Origin of the sequence: Streptococcus sp. 2741, from assembly GCF_013276315.1 — a bacterium.
Lineage (GTDB): Bacteria > Bacillota > Bacilli > Lactobacillales > Streptococcaceae > Streptococcus > Streptococcus pseudopneumoniae.
This window is the reverse complement of sequence record NZ_VMKU01000060.1, coordinates 1-22,356: the sequence shown is the minus strand read 5'-3', so window position 1 is coordinate 22,356 and position 22,356 is coordinate 1. Positions and strand designations below refer to the sequence as shown.

The following is a 22,356-nucleotide window of genomic DNA, read 5'->3' as shown; positions in this document are numbered from 1 at the left end:
AAAGAGCAACCAAATGCAGATGTGACAGTTTTTCGGAACTTTTTTCTCTTTAAAACAAAATATGTATTTTTATCTGGGGTTGGTTTGTTTTAAAAAGTTTTCATGCTAATTTCCCCGTATTACTTGCACATATTTTTAGGAAAAAACTTGAAACCGTTTTCTAGTTGTGGTATAATAGAATTGAAAAATAAAAGTATACGAATGACTTGTTAGAAAGGAGTTTTAAATCAGAAAATCAAGTTATTTTATCAGTAATATATATTTGTGACTTGAAGGAGTGTTTTTTATGAAATTTAAAAAAACTGTAACTTCAGCTCTTGTTGTATTATCACTATTTTCTATTATGTCTCCTTCTATAGTTTCTGTTAGAGTATTTGCTGATGATGTAACTACTACGGAAGTTTCTGAAATTAGTACCCAAGAACAAAAATAAATAGATGATGTAGCTAATGTTCTTGATCAAATGTTTAGAAATGGAGTTAATGAAAAAAATTTTACTGAATATGTTTATAAAAACTTTTCTCAAAAAGATATTGCTCTTGCGGAAAATAAATTAGAAACTAATATTAATAATCTCTATGACAGAGTCCCTTGGGATGAGATGGGAGGATGTATAGCAGGAAAAATACGAGATGAATTTTTTGCTATGACCAATGTTTCGCTAATTGTTAAGTATGCGCAGAAAAAGGCTTGGTCAGAATTAGCTAAAGTGGTACTAAGATTTGTTAAAGCTAATGGACTTAAAACAAATATTTATATCATTGCTGGTCAGTTGGCTATTTGGGCAGTTCAGTGTGGTCTGGAATAATGCGTGATAAAAACTTTTTAATAAAAGATGGGATTATTAGCTTTTTGATTGGATTTGTATATGCATATTTAGTGTTACAAAAATTTATCCTTTGGAAAATCCTTTTGTTTGCATTTATTTTTGCAATTATTAATACAATATTTATGTTTGCTAGGAACAAAAAATAAATAATGATTTAGTTAAATAAAAAAAGGCCCCTAGGGAAGTGTGTTCCTTAGGGGTTGTTGTGCCAGTTCAAGTTTTGTTTCTGTCAAAATCTCAGGCTACCCGTCGGAAAGCGTCCAGACTCGATGCCATTTTTCAGATAAGCTACGACCTCTTGGTACTTGCTTTGTTTCTTCATTCCAGACCTCCCTTGATTTTGTTACATTGTACCCTTTTTTTCTTTCTTGGCAATGTCTAAGGTGTTTCTCTCGTTCACATATAAAGCTAAATGTGGTATACTTAGGAGTAACATTTATAGAATAACAAACAAGAAAGAGAATGGATAAGAACGTGCAGGAACCAGTGAAATTATTTCAATACAATACCCTTGGAGCCTTGATGGCTGGCCTTTATGGTGGGACCATGACAGTAGGAGAATTGCTAGAGCATGGAGACCTTGGTTTGGGAACCTTGGATTCCATTGATGGGGAATTGATTGTCTTGGATGGCAAGGCTTATCAAGCCAAAGGCTCAGGAGAGCAACCGGAAATTGTAGAAGTATCACCAGATGCCCTTATTCCTTACGCAGCAGTAGTACCACATCAGGCAGAGGTCATTTTCCGCCAGCGCTTTGAGATGACAGACAAGGAATTGGAAGAACGGATTGAGTCTTATTATGACGGGGAAAATCTTTTCCGCTCTATCAAGATTCGTGGGGAATTTTCACATATGCATGTGCGCATGATTCCTAAGTCGGCACCAGATACCAAGTTTGCTGATGTCGCAACCCATCAACCTGAATATAGTCGTGACAATGTGGCAGGAACCATCGTTGGTTTCTGGACGCCAGAGATTTTCAATGGGGTCAGTTTGGCAGGATATCATCTACATTTTATCTCAGATGATTTGACCTTCGGTGGGCATGTTATGGACTTTGTCATCAAGGAAGGGATTATCGAGGTGGGAGCTATTGACCAGTTGGACCAACGTTTCCCAGTCCAAGACCGTCAATACTTGTTTGCTAAGTTCAATGTTGACGAGATGAAAAAAGATATTGAAAAGGCAGAATAGGAGAAGAAAATGATCATTCATATTATCATTACCATGGTGCTGTTGCTGGCTTTCTTGCTAGGGAGCGTTTGGTATGCCAAAAAGAAATACCAGACTAATCTAGCTGCCTTGGGATTGGGTGCAGTCGCTTTCTTTGTTTCTTCGCAGATTTTGGAAAAACTGGTGCATATCTTAGTTTTACATCCTCAAAAAGACGGTAGTATTGCTCTCTTGCAAGATCATCCGCTTGTCTATATCATCTATGGCCTAGCCATGGCAGCATTTTTTGAGGAAACGGCTCGTCTTATTTTCTTCAAATGGTTGTAGAAAAAGAGAAGTTTGGAAAAGGCAGACGCCTTGGCCTATGGGTTAGGGCATGGTGGTTTGGAGTTGATTTTCCTAGGTCTTGCTAGTTTGCTTAATCTCTACATCGTTCTCTCAGCAGTTCAAACGCAGGATCCACAGGTCATGCAATTACTGTCTGAAAATATGTTGAAAACTATTCAGTCGCTATCAGTCTGGCAGATTTATTTGCTTGGTTTTGAGCGAATCTTGGCGCTAGGTTTCCAATTACTCTTGACTGTTTGGGTTTACCAAGCTGTTCGCCAGAAGAAATGGATTTATCTCCTAGCAGCCTATGGCTTGCATGCCTTCTTTGATCTGGCACCATCTCTTTCCCAAGTAGGCTGGTTGACAAATCCAGTCTTGGTTGAAGTGATTCTACTAGTTGAACTGATCCTAGTTGCCTATGGAACCAAGGCAATCTTTTGTAAAAAATCATAAAAAGAGGGGAAACCTCTTTTTTGTTTAAAATAAGCCCAAGATTTTTTAGGGTCGTCAAATGGTCTTAAAAATGGTATAATGGAATGAATTTTGTAAAAGGAAGAGTGACATGTCTGTAAGAGAAAAAATGCTTGAAATCTTAGAAGGGATTGATATCCGTTTCAAGGAACCCTTGCATAGCTATAGTTATACAAAAGTAGGTGGGGAGGCCGATTATTTGGTCTTTCCACGAAATCGTTTTGAGTTGGCTCGCCTTGTTAAATTTGCCAATCAAGAAAATATTCCTTGGATGGTTTTTGGCAATGCCAGCAATATCATCGTTCGTGATGGTGGAATTCGTGGATTTGTCATCTTGTGCGACAAGCTCAATAATGTTTCCGTTGATGGCTATACCATCGAAGCTGAAGCAGGAGCTAACTTGATTGAAACAACTCGCATTGCCCTTCGTCATAGTTTGACTGGTTTTGAGTTTGCTTGTGGCATTCCAGGGAGCGTCGGTGGAGCTGTTTTCATGAATGCAGGTGCCTATGGTGGTGAGATCGCCCACATCTTGCAGTCTTGTAAGGTCTTGACCAAGGATGGAGAAATCGAAACCCTGTCTGCCAAGGACTTGGCTTTTGGTTACCGCCACTCAGCCATTCAAGAGTCTGGTGCAGTTGTCTTGTCAGCTAAATTTGCCCTTGCTCCAGGAACCCATCAGGTTATCAAGCAGGAAATGGACCGTTTGACGCACCTACGCGAACTCAAGCAACCTTTAGAATATCCATCTTGTGGTTCGGTCTTTAAGCGTCCAGTAGGTCATTTTGCAGGTCAATTAATTTCAGAAGCTGGCTTGAAAGGCTATCGTATCGGTGGCGTAGAAGTGTCTGAAAAGCACGCAGGTTTTATGATTAATGTTGCTGACGGAACGGCTAAAGACTACGAAGACTTGATTGAGTCTGTGATCGAAAAAGTAAAGGAACACTCTGGCGTTACTCTTGAGAGAGAGGTCCGTATTTTAGGTGAAAGCAAGTAGGAAGCTGTATTTGAAAAGCTGCTGCTATGTCATGGAAAGGGAGTGAAAGCCTATCGTTAGTGCAGAAGAATGTAGGCAGTTCAATCTCCTACACGAGGTAGTAGCGGCCTGACAGAGCCCTGATCTGTTAATCTATGAAAAAGAAGGAATAAATGACAATTGAAAAAACCAATTATTGAATTCAAAAACGTCTCAAAAGTTTTTGAAGACAGCAACACCAAGGTTCTCAAAGATATCAACTTTGAGTTGGAAGAAGGGAAATTCTACACCCTTCTAGGCGCATCTGGTTCAGGGAAATCAACCATCCTAAACATCATTGCAGGTTTACTGGATGCGACGACAGGAGATATTTTACTGGACGGTGTCCGCATCAATGACATCCCAACCAACAAGCGAGACGTCCACACGGTCTTCCAATCCTATGCCTTGTTTCCACATATGAATGTGTTTGAAAATGTTGCCTTTCCACTCCGCTTGCGTAAGATTGACAAGAAAGAAATTGAGCAGCGTGTAGCAGAAGTTCTCAAGATGGTTCAGTTGGAAGGTTATGAAAAACGTTCCATCCGCAAACTTTCTGGAGGACAACGCCAGCGTGTGGCTATTGCCCGTGCTATCATCAACCAACCCCGTGTGGTTTTGTTGGACGAGCCTCTGTCAGCTCTGGACTTGAAATTGCGGACAGACATGCAGTACGAGCTCCGTGAATTGCAACAACGATTGGGCATTACCTTTGTCTTTGTCACTCACGATCAGGAAGAAGCCCTGGCCATGAGTGACTGGATTTTTGTTATGAATGATGGCGAGATTGTCCAGTCTGGAACACCTGTGGACATCTACGATGAGCCGATCAACCACTTTGTTGCTACCTTTATCGGTGAGTCAAATATCTTGCCAGGAACCATGATTGAGGACTACTTGGTTGAGTTTAACGGCAAACGCTTCGAAGCGGTCGATGGTGGGATGAGACCAAATGAGCCTGTTGAGGTTGTTATTCGTCCAGAGGACTTGCGGATTACCCTTCCTGAAGAAGGCAAGCTCCAAGTTAAGGTCGATACCCAGCTCTTCCGTGGGGTGCACTATGAAATTATCGCCTATGATGAGCTTGGAAATGAATGGATGATCCACTCGACTCGCAAGGCCATTGTGGGTGAGGAAATCGGTCTGGACTTTGAACCAGAAGACATCCACATCATGCGTCTCAATGAAACCGAGGAAGAGTTCGATGCTCGTATCGAGGAGTACGTAGAAATCGAAGAGCAAGAAGCAGGTCTGATCAATGCAATCGAGGAGGAAAGAGATGAAGAAAACAAGCTCTAAACTCTTTGTAGTGCCCTATATGCTCTGGATCGCCCTCTTTGTGTTGGCACCCTTGGTCTTGATTTTCGGACAATCTTTTTTCAACATTGAAGGCCAGTTTAGTTTAGAAAACTATAGATCTTACTTTGCGTCACAAAACTTGACTTATCTCAAAATGAGTTTCAACTCAGTGCTTTATGCAGGAATTGTAACCCTAGTGACACTGCTTATCAGCTATCCAACAGCCCTCTTTTTGACCCGTCTCAAGCACCGTCAACTCTGGCTCATGCTGATTATCCTGCCAACCTGGATCAATTTGCTCCTTAAAGCCTATGCCTTTATCGGAATTTTTGGTCAGAATGGCTCTATTAACCAATTCTTGGAATTTATCGGAATCGGCTCACAACAGTTGCTCTTTACCGATTTCTCCTTTATCTTTGTCGCAAGCTACATCGAGCTTCCCTTTATGATATTGCCGATTTTCAATGTCTTGGATGATATGGACAACAATCTCATCAATGCCAGCTATGACCTAGGTGCGACCAAGTGGGAGACCTTCCGTCATGTCATCTTCCCTCTATCGATGAATGGGGTGAGAAGTGGGGTCCAATCGGTCTTTATCCCCAGCTTGAGTCTCTTCATGCTGACCCGTTTGATTGGTGGGAACCGCGTTATCACACTAGGTACAGCCATTGAGCAGAATTTTCTAACCAATGACAACTACGGTATGGGTTCAACCATCGGTGTAATTCTCATCTTGACCATGTTCATCACCATGTGGGTGACCAAGGAAAGGAGAGAACGATGAAAAAATTTGCCAACCTTTATCTGGGACTGGTCTTTCTGGTCCTCTACCTGCCTATCTTTTACTTGATTGGCTATGCCTTTAATGCTGGTGATGATATGAATAGCTTTACAGGTTTTAGCTGGACTCACTTTGAAACCATGTTTGGAGATGGGAGACTCATGCTGATTTTGGCTCAGACATTTTTCTTGGCCTTCCTATCAGCCTTGATAGCGACCATTATCGGGACTTTTGGTGCCATTTACATCTACCAGTCTCGTAAGAAATACCAAGAAGCCTTTCTATCACTCAATAATATCCTCATGGTTGCGCCTGACGTTATGATTGGTGCTAGCTTCTTGATTCTCTTTACCCAACTCAAGTTTTCACTTGGCTTTTTGACCGTTCTATCTAGTCACGTGGCCTTCTCCATTCCTATCGTGGTCTTGATGGTCTTGCCTCGACTCAAGGAAATGAATGGCGACATGATTCATGCGGCCTATGACTTGGGAGCTAGTCAATTTCAGATGTTTAAGGAAATCATGCTTCCTTACCTGACTCCGTCTATCATTGCTGGTTATTTCATGGCCTTCACCTATTCGTTAGATGACTTTGCCGTGACCTTCTTTGTAACAGGAAATGGCTTTTCAACCCTATCAGTCGAGATTTACTCTCGTGCTCGCAAGGGGATTTCGCTAGAAATCAATGCCCTGTCTGCCCTTGTCTTTCTCTTTAGTATTATCCTAGTTGTTGGCTATTACTTTATCTCACGTGAGAAGGAGGAGCAAACATGAAAAAACTCTATTCATTTTTAGCAGGAATTGCGGCTATTATCCTGGTTTTGTGGGGAATTGCGACGCATCTAGACAGTAAAATCAATAGCCGAGATAGTCAAAAACTGGTTATCTATAACTGGGGAGACTATATCGATCCAGAACTCTTGGAGCAATTCACAGAAGAAACAGGAATCCAAGTTCAGTACGAGACTTTTGACTCCAACGAAGCCATGTATACCAAGATCAAGCAGGGTGGAACGACCTACGATATTGCCATTCCTAGTGAATACATGATTAACAAGATGAAGGACGAAGACCTCTTGGTACCGCTTGATTATTCAAAACTTGAAGGTCTTGAAAATATCGGACCGGAGTTCCTCAACCAGTCCTTTGACCCAGGAAATAAATACTCTATCCCTTACTTCTGGGGAACACTGGGAATTGTCTACAATGAAACCATGGTAGAGGAAGCGCCTGAGCATTGGGATGACCTCTGGAAGCCAGAGTATAAGAACTCTATTATGCTCTTTGATGGGGCGCGTGAGGTGTTGGGACTCGGGCTTAACTCGCTTGGTTACAGCCTCAATTCCAAGGATCCGCAGCAGTTGGAAGAGACAGTGGATAAGCTCTACAAGTTGACTCCAAATATCAAGGCTATTGTGGCGGACGAGATGAAGGGATACATGATTCAGAATAACGCTGCAATCGGTGTGACCTTCTCTGGGGAAGCCAGCCAAATGCTAGAAAAAAATGAAAATCTACGCTATGTGGTTCCGACTGAGGCCAGCAACCTTTGGTTTGACAATATGGTCATTCCCAAAACAGTCAAAAACCAAGATGCAGCCTATGCCTTTATCAACTTTATGTTGAAACCTGAAAATGCTCTCAAAAATGCGGAGTATGTCGGCTATTCAACACCAAACCTACCAGCGAAGGAATTGCTCCCAGAGGAAACAAAGGAAGATAAGGCCTTCTATCCCGATGTTGAAACCATGAAACACCTAGAAATTTATGAGAAATTTGACTATAAATGGACAGGGAAATATAGCGACCTCTTCCTACAGTTTAAAATGTATCGGAAGTAGGAGATAAACGTAAGAAGACGAATCAGTTAAGCTGGTTCGTTTTTTAGAAAAAATAGAAATTATGGTATAATAGTTTTAGGCAGAGAGTTATTAGTATTGTTTATAGCATCTCTGAAAATTTAATTCCAAAGGAGTTCAAAATGAGCCAGACTACGCAAATGCATATATATATATAACCTAATAAAAAATGCAAAAATATATATTGAAACCTACTGAAAATTCAGTAGGCTTTTTGCGTTTCTTGGAGGTATCTAATGGCTAAAAAGTTATTAAATATCACTGAGATTGAGGATAGAACTAAGGTTTTAGTAGAAAATCTTAATAAATCGACATTTATTATTGATTTTGTTTCATTGTTTGACATTACTAAAACGACTATAACAAGAGCAAGTAAAGTGGCAACTGATGATTTTATAATAAAAAACAGATTGTATTTTCGTAAAGTTGAAAATCAGCCATTACTTGCTCTGACTGAGATTGATAAAGAGTTGGAGGGTCAGGTTCGTAAATCTCGATTTATTATTACAACAGATTTTCAAGAATTATATGCAAAGGATACACAGACAGGGCTGACTCTTGCAATTTCTTTTAATGATTTACCAGCCCATTGTGACTTCTTCTTACCTTGGAATGGTATTGAAAAGATTGATTATGATAAGGAAAATCCAGCTGATGTAAAAGCGGCAGAGCGTTTCACCAAACTTTATGACGAACTAATTTCTATCAATCCTGAACTAGCCATCACTGAAACTGATGGTAAATCATTTAATCTATTTTTGATCCGTGTTCTTTTTCTACTATTTGCAGAAGATACAAATATCATCTCCAAGGGAGCTTTCACAAATGTTATTAAGATGAGGACATCCGAAGATGGTTCTGACTTAAATGAGTGTGTTAGAAAGTTATTTACTGTTTTAGATATGCCTGAATGTAGTCGTCAGGATTTGGAGTCGTGGTTATCAGATTTTCCCTATGTAAATGGTAAGCTTTTTTCAGAGCCACATCATGACCTTATTTTCAATAAAAGAACTCGTCAATTACTCATTGAAGCAGGGGAATTGCTAAACTGGAATGAAATCAATCCAGATATTTTGGGCTCAATGATTCAAACCGTGGCAAATGCAGAAGCGAGATCAACATCGGGTATGCACTATACTAGCGTGCCCAATATTATGAAGGTCATCAAACCACTATTTTTAGATAATTTACGAGCAGCATTTACGGAATTAGAAGAACGAGCTGATTACTATATAGGAGGTGGTGACTTTAGCGAGGAACATCGTCGCAAGGAATTACGACAAATCTTACCTAAGTTAGAAGATTTACTCACTCGTATGGCCTCTATCAAGTTTTTAGACCCTGCCTGTGGTTCTGGAAATTTCCTCATCATTACCTATAAAGAACTTCGTCGTTTAGAAATTAATATCTTAGTCAAACAGCGTGAAATTCGTGACTCCTTGAATGAAAAAGCTGTTTATCAAGGAGAATTGATTGCTGATGCATCTAAGATTTCTCTATCCCAGTTTTCAGGAATTGAATTGGATGATTTCGCTCATGAAGTAGCAAGGCTATCCTTGTATGTAGCAGAACACCAGATGAATGTGGAAATGGAAGAAGCTCTTGCTGATGTCCATCCAAGGCTACTCCCCTTAAGAGAAGCTGGAAATATCGTTTGTGGGAATGCTCTAAGAATTGAATGGGAAACTGTGTTGAATGTCAAGGCAGATGACGAAGTTTATATATTTGGAAATCCGCCGTATATAGGCTCTAAAAAAATGACCTTGGAACAAAAGAAGGAACTGGAAAATGTGATTTGTTCAGAAATTTCTTCTAAAAAATTAGATTATATTTCGGGATGGTTTTATAAGGCAACTCACCTTATTTATGGTAAAAATGCTCAATATGCTTTTGTAACAACAAATTCAATAAATCAAGGTGAACAAGTTTCAATTTTGTGGAGTGTTCTTCTACGATATGGTCAAATTTCCTTTGCGTATCAATCTTTTAAATGGAACAATAGCGCGGCCCATAATGCAGGGGTTACAGTTACGATTATTGGATTTTCAAATAAAAATGATAAGAAAAGAATTATATATAGTGATAAGGGAGAAAGTTATGGAAAGAATATAAATCCCTACCTAACTTTTGCAGATGATATTATTGTATCTAATCACAATGATGCAGAGAAGTTAAATAATTTTCCAAAAATAGTCTTTGGGAATATGCCAAGAAGTAAATATCTAATACTGACAAATGATGATAAAAATAAATTAGTTCAAAGATATCCTGAAACTGAAGTGTATTTTAAAAAGTATATTGGAGCAGATGAGTATATCAATGGAAATTTTAGATATACTATTTGGATTGATCAAGATGAATATACTAAATTAGATAAGATCCAGGAATTCCATCAATTATTTGAAAATGTAAGACAAGAACGCCTGAATTCTCAGGCTGCTGGAACAAGAGAAACTGCATCCACACCATGGAAATTTGTACAACGAGGTGAATGGGACGAAGCATATGAAAAAGGCGATATAGAAGGTTGTCAAGCCATTATTGTTCCACGTGTATCATCAGAATCTCGTACTTATGTACCTATGGGATTTATTGAAGATGACACAATTGTATCAGATTCTGCCATGGTTATTTACAATGCTCCTATCTGGCTTCTTGGTATCTTAGAATCCAAAATGCACATGGTTTGGCTTCGTTCAATTGGTGGTAAATTAAAGACAGATTATCGTTATTCAGCTGGGTTGGTCTATAATACATTCCCAATTCCAGAACTTTCGGAATCTCGGAAAAGTATGCTTGAGGATGCTGTTTTTGAAATGCTGGATGTTCGAGAAGAAGAAGGTGGAACCTTGGCTGAATTGTACGGTGGAGCCAATAAGCCGATGAACGAACGTCTTCGCCAAGCACATGAAAAAATTGATGGTATCGTAGAACGTGCCTACCAGCAAAAAACTTTTGAATCAGATGAAGAAAGGCTCAGTGTCTTATTGAATCTGTACAAAGAAATGACAGAAAAGGAAGCGAAATGACCTCAAATATATTTGAAATCAATTACAATGGTACAGGTGCTAGTCAATCAAATAATGCACTTGGAATGCGTGAAATGCAGGCGCGTGTATATGCTAAGAGAACTTCTCAACACTTATTGATTAAGGCTCCTCCTGCCTCTGGTAAGTCGAGAGCTCTGATGTTTATTGCTCTTGATAAACTACATGCTCAAGGCCTGAAAAAAGCTATTATAGCAGTCCCAGAAAGATCTATCGGAAAATCCTTTCGTTCAACAAAATTGACTGAATATGGTTTTTACTGGGACTGGGAAGTGCTTCCAAAAAATAATTTGACTGAACAAGGAACCAGCAAAAGTAAGGTAAAACAGTTTGTAGACTTTATGCATTCAGAGTCGCCTGACGATAGAGTTCTAATCTGTACGCATGCCACCTTGCGTTTTGCCTTTGAACAGCTGGCTGATAGTGATTTTAATGATGTTCTTTTAGCTATCGATGAATTTCATCATGTATCTCAAGATGATAATTCAGTTTTAGGGAATGCTTTGAGAAACATATTAGCCAATTCAACAGCTCATGTAGTGGCTATGACAGGATCTTACTTCCGTGGAGATTCTGTCCCTATTTTGGCACCTGAAGATGAGCAAAAATTTGATAAGGTATCCTATACTTATTATGAACAGTTGGAGGGGTACAAATATCTGAAAAGTTTTGCTATGGGTTATAACTTTTATCGTGGTCGTTACACGGATGCTTTGCACGAAGTACTGGACACAAGCAAGAAAACTATTATTCATATTCCCAATGTAAACTCAGGTGAATCAACCAAGGATAAGTATGATGAAGTTGACCGAATTTTAGACGAACTGGGGCAAGCCGTTCCAGACCCTAAGACTGGATTATGGTTGGTTACTGAGGAAACAGGTCGTGTATTGAAGGTCGCTGACCTTGTCACAGAAGAAGGGCGTGAAAAAGTACAGGATTATCTAAACAAGATGACCAGTTTAGATGATCTCGATATCATTATCGCACTTGGTATGGCTAAAGAAGGTTTTGACTGGCCTTATGCTGAGTATGCTTTAACGATTGGCTATCGTCAGTCGCTGACAGAAATTGTTCAGATTATAGGTCGAGTAACACGGGATAGTTCCAATAAGTCACATGCTCAATTTACCAATCTCATTTCTCAACCAGATGCTCAAGATGATGAAGTTTTCTTTGCTGTGAATAATGTTATGAAGGTTATTACAGCTAGCCTATTGATGGAGTCTGTTTTAGCACCAAATTTTAAGTTCAAACGAAAAGATCGAGAAGACCAGAAATCTTCTGGTGCCGAAATGTTTGTGAAAGGCTTAAAAGAGCCTAGCACTCAAAGAACAAAGGATATCATAGAAAATGATTTGAATGACTTACGTGCTAGTATATTGCAAGAACCGCGTATCCAAACTGCAATTGCTGCGGGAACGGATGCAGAAGTCATTAATAAGCAAATGATTCCAGCCATCATTAAACAAATCTATCCTGACTTAAGTGGGGCTGAAGTTGAAGAAGTTCGTCAACAGTTTATTAGTCAATCGGTAGTTCAATCAGCTGAACGGAAAGAGGGAGTAGGGCAAACAGACTTTCTAAAAATGGCAGATAAATTTGTGAATATTGATGACTTATCCATTGATTTGATTGATCAGATTAATCCTTTCCAGAGAGCTTACGAAGTTATATCACGTGAAATTGATGCTCCGACTTTGCGTCTAATACAAGATTATATGGATGGTCAGAAGATGGAGTTTTCTGAAGAAGAACTGTTAATTCTTTATCCTCAAATTAAGCAGTTTTTAAATGAAAATGGTCGTCATCCAGATAAATCAAGTCATGATAAGTACGAACAGAGACTTGCTTATGCTTTGTTACAATTGTCTCAGATGAAGCTGAAGATGGAGAGTGGTAATGACTGATTTTAAAAACTTAAATGACATATTTAACGATTCTGATTTTGAACATTTAATAGCTCCTTTAAAACCTAAGAAAAAAATAGTTACAGATCATGAAGTAGAGAAATTTTTAGAAATTATAGATTGGGTGAGAGAAAATAATGGGCAAGAGCCACAAAAGTCTAGAAATATTAAAGAACGCAGTTTATTTTCTCGATTGAATGGTATTAGAAAATCTCCTGATAGCATCCGAAAGTTAGAACCTTATGATGAATTTGGGCTACTAAAAATAGATATCGTTGAGTCCGAGACCCCTATTTCAAGTCCTGCTAGTTTAACAGATATTTTATCAGATGAATTGTTTGAGTCGGTAAATAGTGCTGAAAAATCGTTATTTGATGTCTCACGTTATAAACGAACGATTCAAGCGCGTGATAAAATACGAACACGTAAACGGATGGGCAATTTTGAAGATTATCAAGGATTATTTACTCGTGTTCATGATGAAATTAGTGAAGGTCGCCGTCAAGTCAGAAATTCTGATGTAATAAAAGAAAAAGAAATTAAACCTGGTATGTTCTATGTTGATAATGGAGTAATGGTTTATGTTGCTTCTAAAGGAGAAGACTTCACTGACAAGAATGGCTATACAAACGCTGAACTTCATCTCGTATATGAAAATGGTACAGAAAATAAGAAGGCCTTACTCCGTTCTTTTGTCTCAAATTTACACGATAGAACCCGACATGGACGAATGGTAACAGAATTGATAGAAGATGTGATGACTGGCATTAGTCCGAGTGAACGCATTACAACTGGATATATCTATGTAGTGAAATCCTTGAGTAGCAATCCTCAAATTGCTAACATCCGTAATCTCTATAAAATCGGTTTTACACAGGATCAAATTGAAAAACGGTTAGCAAATGCAGAAAAAGAAGGAACCTATCTTTATGCTCCTGTCCGTTTAGTAGCTAGTTTTGAGGTTCAGAATTTCAGCGCTCTAAAATTAGAAACGACTCTTCATCATTATTTTGCAGACAAACAGTTAGACATAGAATTAATAGCACCAAATGGAGAGAGCTTTGTTCCTAAAGAATGGTTTTTAGTATCGCTAGATGAAATCCAAGAAGTGATTGAAAAAATTGGATTTGAAATTAGATTCAAATAAAGAAAGACACTATTTATAAGATTATTTAATATTTAGAGAACACAAAATATTTTAGACTGATTAAACTAAAAGGAATAATAGGAAAATGAAAGAACTGAAATTATTGAAATATGCTACAATTGTATTTATGGTTTTTATCTTCTTTTGGGTAAGCTTTGGGGGTTATATCTTAGGAACTCAAAGAAGTAATGAAATAGAAACAGAGCAACAAATAGGTAAAAAGGTAGAAACAGCCAAAGAGACACAACGATATGAGATGTTAGACTATGAGGCTGAACTGGAAGACGCTGAGATTTTGGGTAAGTTCTGGAATAAAAAAGGTTACTATATTGTGGTGTATGATAAGACTACAAAAGCTCCAGAATTGTTCAAGGTAGAGTTTTCTGAGTGGAAACGTATGAGTATAGGGGAAACCTATTAAACAGTGTTAGAAGGCAAAATAGAGCCTTCTGAGATGTATTAGAATAAAAGTGCTATTAGTTAAGATCATTTCCAGTTGACGCAAGCTTAAAAAAACGTTATAATAAGAAAGTTGAGAATTGATTTTCACTTGTCTTAGTCCAGAGAAATGGCGGTGCTGCGAGCCATCTAAGCTAGAAAGTCATGCTACTCAATTTAACAATTGCATAAGAATAAGAGAATGACAAGTTCATTGAATGAAGGTGGTACCGCGGTTTTTCGCCCTTCGTGATATGAGCTTGTCTTTTAGTTTTTGGAGGTGTTGATGAAAACATTTCTTGTCAAACAAAAGTTTCGTCTTGGAGGCGAACGCTTCGCTATCAAGGATGACAGGGGAGAAATCGCCTATCAGGTGGAGGGATCATTCTTTAAGATTCCTAAAACCTTTACCATCTATGATGTTAATGGTGAACAAGTCAGTCAGATCAGTAAAGAAATCTTGACCTTGCTTCCACGTTTCGAGATTCAGCTTAGGGACGGTTCAAATTTCGTTATTCGTAAGAAGTTGACCTTCTGGCGAAATAAGTATGAGTTTGATAATCTGGGTCTTCGTATTGAGGGCAATATCTGGGACTTGAATTTCAAATTGCTGGATGATCGTGATCAGATGATTGCAGAAATTAAGAAGGAACTCTTCCATCTGACCTCTACCTATACCGTAACGGTTCTTGAGGACACTTATGCAGACCTAGTCATTTCCCTCTGTGTCGCGATTGACTATGTGGAAATGCTGGAAAGCCAATCACATTAAACAAGTAAATAAGGAGACAATATGAAACAACTATCTAGTGCACAAGTACGCCAAATGTGGCTTGACTTCTGGGCGACCAAAGGTCACTCTGTAGAACCATCAGTTAGCTTGGTTCCTGTAAATGACCCAACACTTTTGTGGATCAACTCTGGGGTAGCAACCCTTAAGAAATACTTTGATGGGACCATCATTCCTGAAAATCCACGTATTACCAATGCCCAAAAGGCTATCCGTACCAACGACATTGAAAACGTAGGAAAGACTGCGCGTCACCATACCATGTTTGAAATGTTGGGTAACTTCTCAATCGGGGATTACTTCCGTGATGAAGCTATCACTTGGGCTTATGAGCTTTTGACAAGCCCTGAGTGGTTTGACTTCCCAGCTGAAAAACTTTACATGACCTACTATCCAGACGATAAGGATTCTTACAACCGCTGGATTGAAGTGGGAGTGGATCCAAGTCACTTGATTCCAATCGAAGATAACTTCTGGGAAATTGGTGCGGGACCCTCTGGACCAGATACAGAGATTTTCTTTGACCGTGGAGAGGCTTTTGACCCAGAAAATATCGGTCTTCGCCTGCTTGCAGAAGATATCGAAAATGACCGTTATATCGAAATCTGGAACATCGTATTGTCACAATTTAACGCAGACCCTGCTGTTCCTCGTAGCGAATACAAGGAATTGCCACACAAGAACATTGATACGGGCGCTGGTTTGGAGCGTTTGGTGGCGGTTATCCAAGGGGCTAAGACCAACTTTGAAACGGACCTATTCATGCCGATCATTCGTGAAGTGGAGAAATTGTCTGGTAAGGTCTATGACCAAGATGGCGATAACATGAGCTTTAAGGTTATCGCTGACCACATCCGTTCTTTGTCATTTGCCATCGGTGATGGTGCCCTTCCAGGAAATGAAGGTCGTGGTTATGTCCTTCGTCGTCTCCTTCGTCGTGCCTCTATGCATGGTCAAAAATTGGGCATCAACGAGCCTTTCCTTTATAAACTCGTTCCAACTGTTGGAAAAATCATGGAAAGCTACTACCCAGAAGTGCTTGAAAAACGTGACTTTATTGAAAAAATCGTTAAGAGCGAGGAAGAGTCATTTGCTCGTACCCTACACTCAGGTCAACACTTTGCCCAAAGCATTGTAGCTGACTTGAAAGAAAAAGGTCAATCGGTCATCGCTGGTTCAGATGTATTCAAACTCTATGATACTTATGGATTCCCAGTTGAATTGACTGAAGAAATTGCTGAAGAAGCTGGTATGACTGTGGACCGTGAAGGTTTTGAAGCAGCCATGAAAGAACAGCAAGAACGCGCGCGTGCGTCAGCTGTCAAGGGTGGCTCAATGGGTATGCAAAATGAAACTCTTCAAAACATCACTGTAGAAAGTGTCTTCAACTACAATGCTAGCCAATTGTCTTCTAAATTGGTAGCTATCGTGGCGGACAATGCAGAAGTAGAAGCTGTTTCAGAAGGAACTGCCTCTCTTATCTTTGCGGAAACGTCATTTTATGCTGAAATGGGTGGACAGGTAGCTGACCACGGACAAATCTTGGATGAGTCAGGTAAGGTTGTGGCTACTGTGACCAATGTTCAGAAAGCCCCAAATGGTCAAGCCCTTCATACAGTTGAAGTCCTTGCACCGCTTGCCTTGAACCAAGAATATACCTTGGCAATTGATAGCAATCGCCGTCACCGTGTCATGAAAAACCACACTGCGACTCACTTGCTTCACGCTGCCCTTCACAATATCCTTGGAAACCACGCGACACAAGCAGGATCTCTTAACGAAGTTGAATTCCTTCGCTTTGACTTTACCCACTTCCAAGCAGTGACTGCTGAAGAATTGCGCGCGATTGAACAGCAAGTCAACGAGAAAATCTGGGAAGCTCTTGAAGTGAAGACAGTTGAAACGGATATTGACACTGCCAAAGAAATGGGAGCTATGGCCCTCTTTGGTGAGAAATACGGTAAAGAAGTCCGTGTTGTTACTATCGGTGACTACTCTATCGAGCTTTGTGGTGGTACCCACGTTGGCAACACTTCTGAAATTGGCCTCTTCAAGATTGTCAAAGAAGAAGGGATTGGATCAGGAACTCGCCGTATCTTGGCAGTGACTGGTAAGGAAGCCTTTGAAGCCTACCGTGAACAAGAAGATGCTCTTAAAGCAGTCGCAGCAACTCTTAAAGCACCTCAACTTAAAGAAGTACCTCACAAGGTAGAAGGACTTCAAGAACAACTTCGTCAATTGCAAAAAGAAAATGCTGAATTGAAAGAAAAGGCCGCAGCTGCAGCCGCAGGCGACATCTTCAAGGATGTTAAGGAAGTCAACGGTCACCGTTACATTGCTAGTCAAGTGTCTGTATCTGATGCTGGTGCCCTTCGTACTTTTGCAGATAACTGGAAACAAAAAGACTACTCTGATCTTCTTGTCCTAGTTGCCGCTATTGGTGATAAAGTCAATGTCCTTGTAGCAAGCAAGACAAAAGACCTTCATGCAGGAAACCTTGTCAAAGAATTAGCACCAATCGTTGATGGACGTGGTGGTGGTAAACCAGACATGGCCATGGCAGGAGGAAGCAACCAAGCTAAAATCCAAGAATTGTTGGATGCAGTAGCAGGTAAATTGTAATTGAGTAAAGATCTATCCATTTGGGTAGGTCTTTTTGTGAATGCAAAAAAGCCAAATCCGATTGGACCTGGCTTGGTTATTATGAACTATTAGATGGTATTGACTGCCCAGACACTTACGGATCTAGCTGAGACTGGGAATTGTCCATAACCTTCCTCATCGATTGTAACATGACTTTGGTGGTTTCCAAGTAAGTCTATGAAAGTTTGGTTAGCCCATTCTTGGCCGACAAACATTGACTTGCTGTTTTCTTGGTTATTTGAGATAAGGACTGCGATTGGGGATTGATGTTCAGCACCTGAACGTACCCAACCGATACAGTTTGCGTCATCAAAGTAGTCTGTTTGCTCTCCATAGGCCAAATCTTTTCGGATGGCTAGGAGACGGTCAAGGACTTCTTTGAAATCTTGTTGAGCATATTGCCCTGAAATCCCATAGTAGTCGCCGTAAAAGACACATGGAAGGCCATTTTGGCGTAACAGAATGAGGGCATAGGCTGCTGGTTTGAACCATTCTTCAACGGTAGACTCAAGAGCCTGACCTCGTTGTGTATCGTGGTTGTCGACAAAAGTCACAGCCTTGTCAGGTTTGAGTTCAACCAAGCTATCTGTGAAAATGCTACGAAGATCGTAGTTGGAACCTGCTCGACTAGCATCAAAGAGATTCTGGTGGAGACGAACATCGACAAGATCGAATCGTTCTTCCGTTTTTTCAAGATAGTCTAGGTTGGCTTCCTTGTCTGGGTTCCAAAATTCACCAAAAACGTAGAAATCGTCACCGTATTTTTCCTTTATATCACGGATAAAATTGCGCATAAAGAAAGAATCAATGTGCTTAACGGCATCCAAGCGGAAACCAGCTACACCAGTCGTCTCCATGAACCAGTCAGCCCAGTCATAGATATTTTGGATGACTTCAGGATGTTTAAAGTCTAGATCAGCATACATGAGGTAGTCGTAGTTACCGTTTTCGTTATCGACCAATTCCTCGTTAGCCCAGCCCTTGTTATCCCCTTGAATCAGATAAATCCCAGACTTTCGGCGTTTGGCATCATAGTCTGTACCGGTGAAGTGGTACCAGTGCCAGTGGAAGTCATTATAGGTATCTTGGCGACCATCGAAGGTAAAGCTAGTCCAGCCGTTGATGATGAAGGGTTCTCCGAGTTCGACTGTACGGTCAACAGGATCCACCTCAATAACCTGAAAGGCTTCCCTGTGATCGGCAGCAGCCTTGTGGTTGAGAACTACATCAGCCATAGGTTGAATTCCCTGTGCTTTTAGAGCTTGAATAGCTTGAAGATAGTCTTCTTTAAAACCATACTTGGTGCGGACAGTTCCTTTTTGGTTAAACTCTCCTAAGTCGAATAAGTCATAGACCCCATAGCCGACATCTTTTTCATTGGTAGCCTTGAAAGCTGGTGGCATCCAGACATGGCTGATACCGAGATCAGCTAGGTGTGGAGCATCTTCAGCCAGACGCGTCCAGTGCTGACCGTCGTGGGGCAGATACCATTCAAAGTATTGCATGAGTGTTTGATTTTGCATGATGTTTCCTCTTACTTGTCAATCTTGTTCTTTATTCTATCATAAAGTATCTCTTGGCGCAAACGTTTGCGTAAGAATAGAAGGAAACTATTGTATCTACTTAAAATAAAGTGTTGATTTTTTTGTATCAAAGTGCTAGTATAATAGTATGTGATATAGATAAAGATAGGAGTCATCCCATGATTGAATTTCAAAATGTTAGTAAGTTGTATGGTGATAAAGAGGCTTTGAGCAATCTCAATTTGCAGATTGAAAATGGGGAGATTATGGGCTTGATTGGCCATAATGGTGCTGGGAAATCGACCACCATAAAATCCCTAGTCAGTATCATTTCGCCCAGCAGTGGTCGTATTTTGGTAGATGGTCAGGAGTTATCGGAAAATCGCTTGGCTATTAAACGAAAGATTGGCTACGTAGCAGACTCGCCTGACTTATTTTTACGTTTAACGGCCAATGAATTTTGGGAATTGATTGCTTCATCCTATGGTCTGACTAGCTCTGACTTGGAGGCTAATCTAGCTAGGCTATTGAACGTTTTTGATTTTGCTGAAAATCGTTATCAGGTTATTGAAACCCTTTCTCACGGAATGCGTCAAAAAGTCTTTGTCATTGGGGCACTCTTGTCTGATCCCGATATTTGGGTCTTGGACGAACCCTTGACAGGTTTGGATCCCCAGGCTGCCTTTGATTTGAAGCAAATGATGAAGGAACATGCACAAAAAGGCAAGACAGTCTTGTTTTCAACCCATGTCCTAGAGGTAGCTGAGCAAGTTTGTGATCGGATTGCCATTTTGAAAAAGGGACATTTGATTTATTGTGGTAGCGTAGAGGACTTGAGAAAAGACCATCCAGACCAGTCTTTAGAAAGTATCTATCTTAGCCTTGCTGGTAGAAAAGAGGAGGTTTCAGATGCGTTTCAAGGTCATTAAAAAATTAGTTGATATCAATATCCTTTATTCATCTCAAGAAGCTAATCTGGCTAACCTACGAAAGAAGCAGGCTAAGAATCCTGGGAAAAAAGTAAATGTTTCCGCTAGAGTTCTAAGTTCTTACATTTTTTCTAGCCTCTTGATGCTCTTTTTTTAAGTAATATAGCCATTCATTTTCCTTTTGAAGAAATGCCTGTTTATTTTAGTTTCATGGTTACTATTTTACTAGTGGTTGCCTTTTCAACTTCTTTAACGGCCTTTTATAATGTCTTTTATGAGAGTAAGGATTTGGTATCGTATAGACCCTATGTCTTTAAAGAATCAGAGATTATAATTGCTAAAGGACTGTCTGTTCTCTTGCCAGCTCTAACTGGAATTGTACCAATCCTAGCTTATTTTCTAGTCCTCTATATTAGGCTAGCACCTTCTCTTTGGCTGGGCTTGCCTTTGATGCTACTGTCCTTGGCCTTATTATTTGTCTCTGTTACTTTAGTGATGGTAGTGGCAGTACATTTCTTGGCTCAGACTAGGGTCTTCAGAAAGTATCAGTCTATTTTTTCGAATGTGATGATTGGGATAGGAGTTCTCATACCTTTAATATATGTCTTCTTTCTACAGTCGACTTCTGGACGTATTGTTGACAAAGTTAGAGACATTCCATTTCTCCTTTATCCTATTCATCTCTTTTACAAAATAGCAGTGGAGCCTTTTTCGACAGAAGCCATCCTGGGTCTGCTCGCTTGGATAGGACTAACTGTCTTCGTGCTTTACTTGAGCAAAAAGAAGGTTTTTCCTCGTTTTTATGACGTGATTCTGCTTAACAGTGAGGAGAAGGTCAAGAAAGAACGTCGCAGTAAGGAGAGAATTTCAACTACTAAAAAGGGATTTTTCCGTATGGTTTTACGCTACCACCTCACCCTCTTGGGACAGGGGACTGGCGTGATTACAGTGCTTTTTACAAGTGCTTTCCTTCCTTATCTCATGATGATCGGTCTGATTTCCAAAATCCGAGATTCTCAGATAGTTCCAGACATTCATCCTCCATACTGGTTACCCTTGTTTTTTGTAGGAGTGTTTATAGCAGTTGTCAATAACAATATCACCAGCCTACATTCAATTGCCTTGTCCTTGGAGAGAGAAAATGTTGATTTTCTTAAGAGTTTACCCTTTGATTTTGCTTGTTATGTGAAAGTGAAATTTTGGATTATATTTGCTGTCCAGTCCTTTTTACCAGTTCTGACTTTATTTGGACTTTCTCTATATCTAGGCTTGCCCATCCTTTCGATGATTTACCTCCTTGTGGCATGGATCCTTGCCAGTGTCATCCTTTCTTGCCACAATTACTTTAAGGACGTGAAAAATCTGTCAACCAATTGGAGTAGCATTACGGACCTGGTAAACCGTTCAAATCGTATAGTAGCAATAGTTTTGATTTTTATTTATAGTGCAATCTTAATGGCCCTTGTAATAGGGAGCTTATTCTTGGTTCGGTCTCTCGTCCCTGTCCTTGCCATCAGCTTGGGAGTAGGAGTTCTTATCCTCTTGCTTGCTCTTGCTATTTTTGGCTATCATTACTACCTGTCACGCATATTGGCAGAAATAGAAAAAAGATGAGCTAGTTGGTCGCTTGCTTGATAAATTCAATTCGACAAACGCTTTTATAGTTTGTTAGAATGTAGTTGTAAATGATTAAGATTGGTAATCAAAAATATATAGGGAGGAATGTTTTGAATAAGAAATATAACATAGTTCTATTTTTGTTGTTTATAGTTTATTTATTGGGATATTTTTCAATTTCAAAAACTTTCATTCCTATAATGTGTGTGATCCAAGTATTTTTGATAGAACATATATTTAAAGTTCGAAATAGAATGATGCAAATAGGTGAAATTTTAATTATTGTTGCTTCTATGATATTATTTATTGATAGTATATTGAGTTTGTAACAAAAGTCTTCTCTATAGAATCAAATTTTCCAGATACCTGCTGAGGCTGATTTATCTTCTCTCTATGCCTTCTCATCTTTATTCTACTATCTACGTCACTAAACTTGACAGACACATATTGCAGGTACAGCCTCTCCAGCTACAATCTCAAAGTTAATACTCTTCGAAAATCTCTTCAAACCACGTCAGCTTTGCCTTGCCGTAGATATGGTTACTGACTTCGT

General features: G+C 39.7%; 17 protein-coding genes and 2 pseudogenes. 18 read left to right on the top strand and 1 reads right to left on the bottom strand.

Translation table 11 applies throughout. The features are described 5' to 3' along the window. Positions 1-286 precede the first annotated feature (286 nt). The 15 genes and pseudogenes from HT671_RS06665 to alaS all read left to right on the top strand — a co-directional run bounded on the left by HT671_RS06665 (position 287) and on the right by alaS (position 17,713). Complete coding sequence (locus HT671_RS06665) at positions 287-433, top strand: hypothetical protein (RefSeq protein ID WP_000669513.1); 147 nt, start codon at positions 287-289, stop codon at positions 431-433. Positions 434-463: 30 nt separating this feature from the next. Further along, on the top strand, positions 464-808 hold the full coding sequence (locus HT671_RS06660; RefSeq protein ID WP_138703291.1) for a hypothetical protein: 345 nt from the start codon (positions 464-466) through the stop codon (positions 806-808). A gap of 483 nt (positions 809-1,291) precedes the next feature. Beyond that, positions 1,292-2,023: an acetolactate decarboxylase gene (budA, locus tag HT671_RS06655; RefSeq protein ID WP_023936077.1), complete on the top strand. Its 732-nt coding sequence runs from the start codon at positions 1,292-1,294 to the stop codon at positions 2,021-2,023. A gap of 9 nt (positions 2,024-2,032) precedes the next feature. Continuing rightward, positions 2,033-2,785 (top strand): annotated as a pseudogene (locus tag HT671_RS06650) (YhfC family glutamic-type intramembrane protease). Between the two features lie 109 nt (positions 2,786-2,894). Continuing rightward, positions 2,895-3,800, top strand: coding sequence for a UDP-N-acetylmuramate dehydrogenase (murB, locus tag HT671_RS06645; protein ID WP_023936081.1), 906 nt, complete (start codon positions 2,895-2,897; stop codon positions 3,798-3,800). Between the two features lie 159 nt (positions 3,801-3,959). Further along, positions 3,960-5,117, top strand: coding sequence for an ABC transporter ATP-binding protein (locus HT671_RS06640; RefSeq protein WP_138703290.1), 1,158 nt, complete (start codon positions 3,960-3,962; stop codon positions 5,115-5,117). Then, positions 5,098-5,904, top strand: a complete 807-nt coding sequence (locus HT671_RS06635) for an ABC transporter permease (RefSeq protein ID WP_061816571.1) — start codon at positions 5,098-5,100, stop codon at positions 5,902-5,904. Before HT671_RS06640 ends, HT671_RS06635 begins: the two co-directional genes overlap by 20 nt. Then, on the top strand, positions 5,901-6,674 hold the full coding sequence (locus tag HT671_RS06630) for an ABC transporter permease (protein ID WP_138703289.1): 774 nt from the start codon (positions 5,901-5,903) through the stop codon (positions 6,672-6,674). Before HT671_RS06635 ends, HT671_RS06630 begins: the two co-directional genes overlap by 4 nt. Continuing rightward, positions 6,671-7,741 (top strand): ABC transporter substrate-binding protein, encoded by a 1,071-nt coding sequence (locus tag HT671_RS06625; protein WP_138703288.1) that lies wholly within the window; start codon positions 6,671-6,673, stop codon positions 7,739-7,741. Before HT671_RS06630 ends, HT671_RS06625 begins: the two co-directional genes overlap by 4 nt. Positions 7,742-7,995: 254 nt before the next feature. Continuing rightward, positions 7,996-10,788, top strand: coding sequence for a DNA methyltransferase (locus tag HT671_RS06620; protein ID WP_023936086.1), 2,793 nt, complete (start codon positions 7,996-7,998; stop codon positions 10,786-10,788). After that, positions 10,785-12,716: a DEAD/DEAH box helicase gene (locus tag HT671_RS06615; protein WP_000203246.1), complete on the top strand. Its 1,932-nt coding sequence runs from the start codon at positions 10,785-10,787 to the stop codon at positions 12,714-12,716. The genes HT671_RS06620 and HT671_RS06615 overlap by 4 nt, the downstream gene beginning before the upstream one ends. Continuing rightward, complete coding sequence (locus HT671_RS06610) at positions 12,709-13,863, top strand: GIY-YIG nuclease family protein (RefSeq protein ID WP_000129156.1); 1,155 nt, start codon at positions 12,709-12,711, stop codon at positions 13,861-13,863. Before HT671_RS06615 ends, HT671_RS06610 begins: the two co-directional genes overlap by 8 nt. Positions 13,864-13,948: 85 nt before the next feature. Beyond that, positions 13,949-14,284, top strand: coding sequence for a hypothetical protein (locus HT671_RS06605; protein WP_000661302.1), 336 nt, complete (start codon positions 13,949-13,951; stop codon positions 14,282-14,284). 303 nt (positions 14,285-14,587) lie between these two features. Next, on the top strand, positions 14,588-15,073 hold the full coding sequence (locus HT671_RS06600; RefSeq protein ID WP_000847069.1) for an LURP-one-related/scramblase family protein: 486 nt from the start codon (positions 14,588-14,590) through the stop codon (positions 15,071-15,073). Positions 15,074-15,094: 21 nt separating this feature from the next. Beyond that, on the top strand, positions 15,095-17,713 hold the full coding sequence (gene alaS, locus HT671_RS06595; protein ID WP_000811774.1) for an alanine--tRNA ligase: 2,619 nt from the start codon (positions 15,095-15,097) through the stop codon (positions 17,711-17,713). A gap of 89 nt (positions 17,714-17,802) precedes the next feature. Here the strand turns inward: alaS and HT671_RS06590 are convergent, their stop codons facing one another. After that, positions 17,803-19,257 (bottom strand): alpha-amylase, encoded by a 1,455-nt coding sequence (locus HT671_RS06590; protein ID WP_001181039.1) that lies wholly within the window; start codon positions 19,255-19,257, stop codon positions 17,803-17,805. Positions 19,258-19,436: 179 nt separating this feature from the next. Here HT671_RS06590 and HT671_RS06585 point away from each other — a divergent pair, with 179 nt between their 5' ends. The 3 genes and pseudogenes from HT671_RS06585 (at position 19,437) to HT671_RS12060 (ending at position 22,132) form a co-directional block, all read left to right on the top strand. After that, positions 19,437-20,186 (top strand): ABC transporter ATP-binding protein, encoded by a 750-nt coding sequence (locus tag HT671_RS06585; protein WP_138703286.1) that lies wholly within the window; start codon positions 19,437-19,439, stop codon positions 20,184-20,186. Then, positions 20,167-21,800: pseudogene (locus HT671_RS06575) on the top strand (hypothetical protein). Before HT671_RS06585 ends, HT671_RS06575 begins: the two are co-directional and overlap by 20 nt. A gap of 71 nt (positions 21,801-21,871) precedes the next feature. Beyond that, positions 21,872-22,132 (top strand): hypothetical protein, encoded by a 261-nt coding sequence (locus HT671_RS12060; RefSeq protein WP_000590367.1) that lies wholly within the window; start codon positions 21,872-21,874, stop codon positions 22,130-22,132. Positions 22,133-22,356 lie beyond the last annotated feature (224 nt).